The organism is Paenibacillus sp. J45TS6, from assembly GCF_018403285.1.
Taxonomy (GTDB): domain Bacteria; phylum Bacillota; class Bacilli; order Paenibacillales; family Paenibacillaceae; genus Paenibacillus.
Genome location: NZ_BOSJ01000024.1, coordinates 47,717 through 54,608 on the forward strand (window position 1 = coordinate 47,717; position 6,892 = coordinate 54,608).

At 39.6% G+C, this 6,892-nt stretch carries 9 protein-coding genes and 1 pseudogene; 9 read left to right on the forward strand and 1 reads right to left on the reverse strand.

Annotated elements, in window-relative coordinates:
• Window positions 1-153: 153 nt before the first annotated feature.
• The 9 genes from KJS58_RS22590 to KJS58_RS22630 all read left to right on the forward strand — a co-directional run bounded on the left by KJS58_RS22590 (window position 154) and on the right by KJS58_RS22630 (window position 6,689).
• Entirely contained in the window at window positions 154-1,215 is a 1,062-nt protein-coding gene (locus KJS58_RS22590) for a cobalamin B12-binding domain-containing protein (RefSeq protein ID WP_213535709.1), read from the forward strand.
• Window positions 1,216-1,272: 57 nt separating this feature from the next.
• Entirely contained in the window at window positions 1,273-3,021 is a 1,749-nt protein-coding gene (locus tag KJS58_RS22595) for an ATP-binding protein (RefSeq protein WP_213535711.1), read from the forward strand.
• 133 nt (window positions 3,022-3,154) lie between these two features.
• Window positions 3,155-3,316, forward strand: coding sequence for a hypothetical protein (locus tag KJS58_RS22600; protein WP_213535712.1), 162 nt, complete (start codon window positions 3,155-3,157; stop codon window positions 3,314-3,316).
• Window positions 3,317-3,364: 48 nt separating this feature from the next.
• Complete coding sequence (locus tag KJS58_RS22605; protein WP_213535714.1) at window positions 3,365-3,586, forward strand: alpha/beta hydrolase family protein; 222 nt, start codon at window positions 3,365-3,367, stop codon at window positions 3,584-3,586.
• A gap of 60 nt (window positions 3,587-3,646) precedes the next feature.
• Complete coding sequence (locus KJS58_RS22610) at window positions 3,647-4,366, forward strand: class I SAM-dependent methyltransferase (RefSeq protein ID WP_213535716.1); 720 nt, start codon at window positions 3,647-3,649, stop codon at window positions 4,364-4,366.
• 193 nt (window positions 4,367-4,559) lie between these two features.
• Complete coding sequence (locus KJS58_RS22615) at window positions 4,560-5,075, forward strand: nucleotidyltransferase family protein (protein ID WP_213535743.1); 516 nt, start codon at window positions 4,560-4,562, stop codon at window positions 5,073-5,075.
• 109 nt (window positions 5,076-5,184) lie between these two features.
• Window positions 5,185-5,892, forward strand: coding sequence for a hypothetical protein (locus KJS58_RS22620; protein WP_213535718.1), 708 nt, complete (start codon window positions 5,185-5,187; stop codon window positions 5,890-5,892).
• A gap of 99 nt (window positions 5,893-5,991) precedes the next feature.
• Window positions 5,992-6,417: a GNAT family N-acetyltransferase gene (locus KJS58_RS22625; protein WP_213535720.1), complete on the forward strand. Its 426-nt coding sequence runs from the start codon at window positions 5,992-5,994 to the stop codon at window positions 6,415-6,417.
• A gap of 71 nt (window positions 6,418-6,488) precedes the next feature.
• Window positions 6,489-6,689 (forward strand): hypothetical protein, encoded by a 201-nt coding sequence (locus KJS58_RS22630; RefSeq protein ID WP_213535722.1) that lies wholly within the window; start codon window positions 6,489-6,491, stop codon window positions 6,687-6,689.
• 88 nt (window positions 6,690-6,777) lie between these two features.
• Here KJS58_RS22630 and KJS58_RS22635 read toward each other — a convergent pair.
• Window positions 6,778-6,892: pseudogene (locus KJS58_RS22635) on the reverse strand (IS30 family transposase); the annotation flags it as partial.

Sequence of the window (6,892 nt, forward strand, 5' to 3'; positions counted from 1 at the left end):
TCCAATTGCTTGCATGTTGTTTTATAGTGTGGGACAATTAAATAGTTGAAATCGATATACACTTTGAGAAAAATGGATATTGGTTTCATATTATATTTTAATTTTAGGGCGTAAATATTACATCGGTTTTCACAAGAAGGGAGCTGCATTCTGATGAATGATACCAATAATGCAGCTGGGGAAGTCCTCTTGCGACAGGTGGATCGTCTCGCCGAACAAATTACAGAAAGGCAGTACGAAATACAACCTGAATTAGAACTGAAATATGGCCCGTCAGGCAAAATCAAAACAACACAAGATACAAAATATAGCCTAAGTTTTTTGGCTGAGAGTGTTATGCTGAAAAGTCCCTCTCTTTTTACACAATATGTATCGTGGCTAAAAATATTAGTTGCGAGGTATCAAGTAACAGAGGAAGACTTGCGTATTAACTTCACTTTAATCCAAGAAATCTTAGAACAAACATATAAAGAGACAGACCGAGAACTCTTACTTGATTATTTAGAAAAAGGTATTCAGGAAATTGCAACTGCCCAGCCTATACCTACGTATATCGCGGAAAATCAGCCATACCGTGAAAATACAGAGTTGTATCTTCGGTCCCTATTGTCTGCCGATCGTAAGGGAGCTTGGTCTGTTATAGAGCAATTACTCGCGGCAGGAACTTCTATCCAAGATATCTATCTTTTTATTTTTCAAAAATCACAGCTGGAAATCGGCAGGTTATGGCATATGGGCAGCATTACCGTGGCTCAAGAGCACTTATGTACGGCTGCAACGCAGGCGAATATGTCCAAGCTTTATCCTTACTGGCTGACCAAAGAGAACAATGGTTATAAATTGCTCGCTGCATGTGTAGGCAGTGAACTGCATGAAATTGGGCTTAGGATGCTGACGGATCACTTTGAGATGGAAGGTTGGGACACCTATTATTTAGGTGCCAATGTTCCTAAAGAAGGTATTACGGAATCGATTCAAAAATATAATGTGGACGTACTTGCATTGTCTGTAACGATGACTTTTCATGTTCATTTAGCAAAACGGTTAATTTCAGAGGTGCGAAGTAATCCTGCAACAAAACAGGTGTCTATTATCGTTGGAGGGCTTCCTTTTAATATTGACCCAGAACTTTGGAGAGAAGTTGGGGCAGACGGGTATGCTCATGATGCCGGTAGTGCCATTGAAGTAGCTTATTCCCTGCTTTCTTCCAAGTGAAGAATAAATCCTGCTTCGTGTTTCATTATAGGTGATCTATTAGAGAGGAGGGATGATATGCCCTCAAAATTTAATGAACACGAGATGACAAAACTGAGAAATATCATAGCTGAACTTAACAGGGAAATAATTAAGAGTAAAGAGCATGAGCAGACCGTACTCAGTGAATTTTCAAGTATGAATAACGATCTGGTTACGTTACAAAGGGAACTTGCCAAAAACAATTCCAGACTGAATGAAGCGAAAAATCAGGCAGTTCAAGCGAGTGAAGCAAAAAGTGAATTTCTGGCTTTGCTGAGTCATGAGTTTCGAACTCCTTTGAATGGAATTATGGGGATGACTGAAATCTTATTAATGTCATCGCTTACAGAGGAACAGCGGCAATCGGTTACCGTTATTCAGGAGTCGTCTCAACTTTTGCTCTATTTAATAAATGATATATTAGACCTATCAAAGCTTGAAGCGGGAGAAATGAAATTAAATCCTTCCGAGATGGATTTACGAAGCATTTCGAAACATGTCAATATGCTTCTATCTGCAAAAGCTGATAAATCCGGTAATCAACTGTACACAGAGATTGATGACTCATTATCTGACACGTTAATTGGTGATAGTACCAGGGTAACTCAAATACTAATGAATCTTGTTGGTAATGCCATCAAATTTACGCAGGGCGGATCGATCTATACTCGAATTCAGGTTTTATCTGAAAAGGATCATAAACAAATGATTCGTATTGAAGTTACAGATACTGGGATTGGCATTACGAAGGAAGATCAGTCTAAATTGTTTAGACCTTATGCTCAGACATCTGATGGACAACAGTCTAAGTATGGTGGAACCGGTCTTGGACTCTCCATTAGCAAATACTTTGTAAATCTGATGAATGGACAGATTGGTGTCATAAGTGAGTATGGAAAAGGGTCTACTTTTTGGATTGAAGTTTCTTTTGAAGTTAAGTCTAGCGTCGAGGCGATGATTCCTACTACGAATGAAGCGGAAATGAACCGTTTAACAGCGGTGACACTTGAGACTAGGGACTGTATCCAGTGCTCTCCTCTTGAACATCCAATTCTTATCGCAGAAGATAACAGCATTAACCGTAAGGTTGTCCTTGTTCAGTTAGAGAAGCTTGGAATTACAAATATAGATACGGTGGAGAATGGAGAAGAAGCGGTTGCCGCTTATCTCAGTAAACCATACTGCGTTATACTGATGGATCATATGATGCCGAAGCTTGATGGAATAGAAGCAACAAAAAAAATCCGACAGATTGAAGAGGATGAAATGCGTCCACATACTCCTATTATCGCACTCACTGGGAATGTTACAGAGAGGCAGCGTAGAGAATGTCTCGAGGCAGGTATGGACGATTACTTACCTAAGCCAATCACTCTAGAAACACTGCGAGAAATGATGCAGAGATGGCTTCCTGAAATGCATGATGATTCTATTCTAAATGAGGAAGTGATCATGGAGTTATTGAACCTTAGTGAGGAGAAGAAGGGGGAGTTATTAGAAACCTTGCTTGACATGTATCAAGCGGATACGCCGAGTAAAATAGATCAATTGATTCATTATATTAATACTAACCAATGTAGTGAAGCAATCAAGACCGCACACGACTTGAAATCGAGCAGTCTTAGTTTGGGAATTGAACATCTCTCTTTACTGTTAGGAAAGATAGAAACATCTGCAACAATGGGTTGTCTTGAAGAACCTAAGCGAATGAAGGAACTGTTGGTACCTGCTTACGAGAAGGCTTGCAGGGAAATTAAGAAGCTTCTTTCGTCTATACATCAATAATACAAAGTTTATGAAAAGGTATCCGCTTCGTAATTAGGATGCCTTTTTTTGTGTGCTGAAAAACAGGTTTGCAGGTTAGGAAATCATAGACGGTTTAAGTACAATATATCAATAGATAGAGGAGAGAAATTGGATGTGGATTTTACTGCTAATACTTCTTATGATTGCAGCCTTGCTGTGGGCATCAGTCTCCTATTTCTATAAAGTGGCGATAAAAAGAACACCTAAACCAATGATCATCAAGAATACGGAACAGATGGCAGGAGATAAAGTGGTTTCAACGAGTCTAAAATAGAACAAGATCGTTATTTTATCTCACGGGTATACAGGCCGTGGATATGAGATGGATCGATTTTGTGGGGGTGAAGATACCTTCGTTCCTACCTCTATGGCTCATGAGCTGTACCGAGAAAGTGCTGGTGACAAATATTTGTATATCGTTCCTGAAGCTGCACATGTTACTTCTTTTCTAGTAGATTCGGAGGGATATAAACGTCATATAAAAGATTTTGTAGCCCGGTATTTAGGACAAAATACGGAAATAAGAAAGAAAAAGTGGCTATAAAAGGTTTCATTATGGGTAATGGTAGTTCAAACAACAATTTTGGAAAGGGGATGGGCCCATATGTCTGAACAACAATTTAAAGAAGCGCGCAAAATGGAGGAAACGTATCATCGTAATTTTTATAAAGAGCACGATCTCTATGAAGAAGGGACTTGGATGGCCGGACCCATGCCGATTGTCATGGAGACGCTTGACCGACTAAGAGCTTATAAAGATCATCTCACCGTGTTAGATCTTGGAGCAGGCGCAGGCAGAAATACGATTGCGATAGCAGATAAACTGCGCGGAACGAACAGCAGAGTCGTAGCGGTAGATTTACTAGAGGAAGCGATTGATAGTTTACATGAGCACGCAAAAAAATATCAAGTCGATCACTTCATTACGGCGGAACAGGCAGACATTGAACATTACGAGATTGAGCCAAACCGGTATGATTATATCGCAGCCTGTTCTTGTCTAGAACATGTATCCTCTGCAGAAGCGCTCCATCAGGTGCTTGACCGAATGCAGGCAGGTACAAAAATAGGCGGTATACACCTCATTACAATGAGTACCGGGGTAGAGGAAGTAAAACTTTCGAATCTTGAACCAATCAAACCGCTGATCGAACTAAATTTACCTACGCAATATGCTGAAGATTTATTAACTCATCGTTATCAGGACGATTGGGATATTTTATTCACAGAGCGAGTCACACAGGCGATTCCTGAAGAAAAGTATGATGAGCCTACTGAATTCCGCTGTCAGTTACTTCGATTTGCTGCAAGAAAAAGAAAATAATAAAAAAACAACAGGCTCATGAAGTCTGTTGTTTTTTACATTATGGATAAAAGTGCAAACATTTGATTGTCGCTGTAGTAAGTTCGCTCTATAATTAAGTATGTGAATCTATGAAGTGTCATTCTAGATTAAATAGTATAGAAGAAAAGGAGGACGATCACATTTGACATATGAAGAACGTTTGCGAGATATAATGAATCAGCCGCAAATTATCGATGACCTTAAACGGGTTCGCGAACTTGGCTTACCAGAGGGATGTATAGCTGCTGGTTATGTAAGGAACCGAGTGTGGGATGTACTGCACGAATATAAAGACGCAACTCCGCTGAATGATATTGATGTCATTTATTATGATCCTAAGCAGTTAGATGAATGGATTGATATCCAGTATGAGAAACAATTACAGTCAGGGCAGATTGGACGAAAATGGCAAGTTAAGAACCAAGCAAGAATGCATGAATATAATATGGATCCTCCCTACCAATCCGTAGAAGATGCGATGAGGTACTGGACTGAGACAGCGACTGCGGTTGCGATTCGTCTGAATGATCAAGATGAGCTGGAGATCATAGCTCCATTTGGTTTATCTGATCTGTTCGAGATGAATGTGAAAAAAAGTCCATATTTCCGGAATGTTGGGCTGTATAGACAAAGAGTATTTGAAAAGAAATGGCTTGATCATTGGCCTTTATTGTTGATGATGGACTGATAGCTCATAGATTGTAGAGAAATATGAGATAGAGAGAAATAAGATACAATAATAGAGAATATCTATTATGCTACTCATTTTATAAGGGAAAAAGCGGGGGAAATAAAGTATGCCTTGGCCAATGGTACATTTAACGGTTGCCCATCTGGTTCAACAAGGACGTCCATCACCATCTTTTGTTCTGGGCAACATTGCACCTAATGCTGTTCTTACAAGACGGAATATGAATGATCAAATGAAGTGGAATACTCATCTCTGTAAGGTGGAAGGGATTCTGCCGCGGGTAAGAGAAATTCAGCAGTTTCATGTATCACATACGAATATTCATCTTGGTGAAGATTACAGACAGTTTCTTATGGGGTATGCTGCGCATATATACGTCGATTTGAGATGGGCTGAAACCGTATATAAAGGGATGGAAAATCTAGCACAAAACATTTTTCTGTACCGATGGTATACGCAGTTTCGCTCATTTCAATCACTATATAACCGGGACGTCACACAACTGGAATACATACTCATGGATACGCATCCAGAAACAAAGCAATTACTCGAATTACTTGAATCCGCACCTGCTGCAGCCATGGGCAGACTCGTCTCACTTCAAGAAGTAGATGATTATCGGTATGATATCCTTCGTAAATTAGAAGAACCGATTAAACCTCGCTCACTACGGCTCATGGATATTGAACGGATAGAACAATTTATTCAAGAAACAGCGGAAGAATTACGTTTCTTGTTACCTTCCTGGTCAGCGTTTAGTTCATCAACCGATCCTGTTGAAGAGGTTTACAGCAATAATCCATATCATGGTTGAAAATGAAATGTTCGTGTGTGATTCTATAAGAGACTTGAAATATTCTTGTAAAAGCCCTAAAGTACGTATAGTAAATGCGCATGAATAGGAGGATATACATTGTTTATTTCTTTACAAGATCGTTTAGAAGATCCTATAGTACAGGAACTCATTGAATACGCTACCCTTCCAGAGCAGGAATACGTACTTGCAGCCCTGAAGGAATATAAAGAACAAGACGCTATGACGTTGTACGGTTTCGAGGATGAAGAGCAGTTAGTAGCTCTCATCGGAATCGAGAAACAAAATCAAGAAGTGCAAATCAAGCATCTCGCTGTGCTGCCTGAGAATCGGCTGAAGGGTTATGGACGCGGCATTATCTCTGAAATGATTAGTAGTGTAAAGCCTGAAGTTGTAACCGCAGAAACAGACGAAGAAGCTGTGGATTTTTACCGGAATATTGGCTTTATTGTCTATAGTCTGGGTGAAAAATACCCTGGGGTTGAACGTTTCCGCTGTGTGTTTGAAATAGAAGAAGAGGAATAATCCATCCTAAGATGAGAACAGCAAGACTTACGTATCATCCATTACGGTACTAAGAGAAGGAGTATATGCATTTGCCTACCACAGTGTATCGAATTATCGGTTTACTTCTTGGACTTGCAGTTCCCTTTGTTTTTCTTTGGCTGAAAATTAGCTTCCTATTGTTGTTTTTGCTCCTCGTTTATGCGGAGCATCGCAAAGTTAAAGTTCCGCTGAGCGGAACTTACTTTATCGCAGGAATGTTGATCGGGAGTATTATTACTTTTGTTACTTAATAAAAGAGACATATATGACTCTGAAACAGGTGGGTTCACCTTATCAGAAATATATGTCTTTTTCTTTGCGTTTTTTTATGACGGATTGTCAATCCAAGTGCGACACTTCTTCTTCAAATGATTCGTGAGCAGTTTTCCATCCTAAACATTTCCTTGGTCTGTTGTTAATAAGTTGGAGGGCATGTTCTAATTCTTCCTCAGTC

What these genes read in the sequence shown, in the direction of transcription:
- KJS58_RS22610 (WP_213535716.1), top strand. Translation starts at nt 3,647, where the DNA reads ATGTCTGAACAACAATTTAAAGAAGCGCGCAAAATGGAGGAAACGTAT.
- KJS58_RS22615 (WP_213535743.1), top strand. Translation starts at nt 4,560, where the DNA reads ATGAATCAGCCGCAAATTATCGATGACCTTAAACGGGTTCGCGAACTT.
- KJS58_RS22600 (WP_213535712.1), top strand. Translation starts at nt 3,155, where the DNA reads ATGTGGATTTTACTGCTAATACTTCTTATGATTGCAGCCTTGCTGTGG.
- KJS58_RS22595 (WP_213535711.1), top strand. Translation starts at nt 1,273, where the DNA reads ATGCCCTCAAAATTTAATGAACACGAGATGACAAAACTGAGAAATATC.
- KJS58_RS22590 (WP_213535709.1), top strand. Translation starts at nt 154, where the DNA reads ATGAATGATACCAATAATGCAGCTGGGGAAGTCCTCTTGCGACAGGTG.
- KJS58_RS22605 (WP_213535714.1), top strand. Translation starts at nt 3,365, where the DNA reads ATGGATCGATTTTGTGGGGGTGAAGATACCTTCGTTCCTACCTCTATG.
- KJS58_RS22620 (WP_213535718.1), top strand. Translation starts at nt 5,185, where the DNA reads ATGCCTTGGCCAATGGTACATTTAACGGTTGCCCATCTGGTTCAACAA.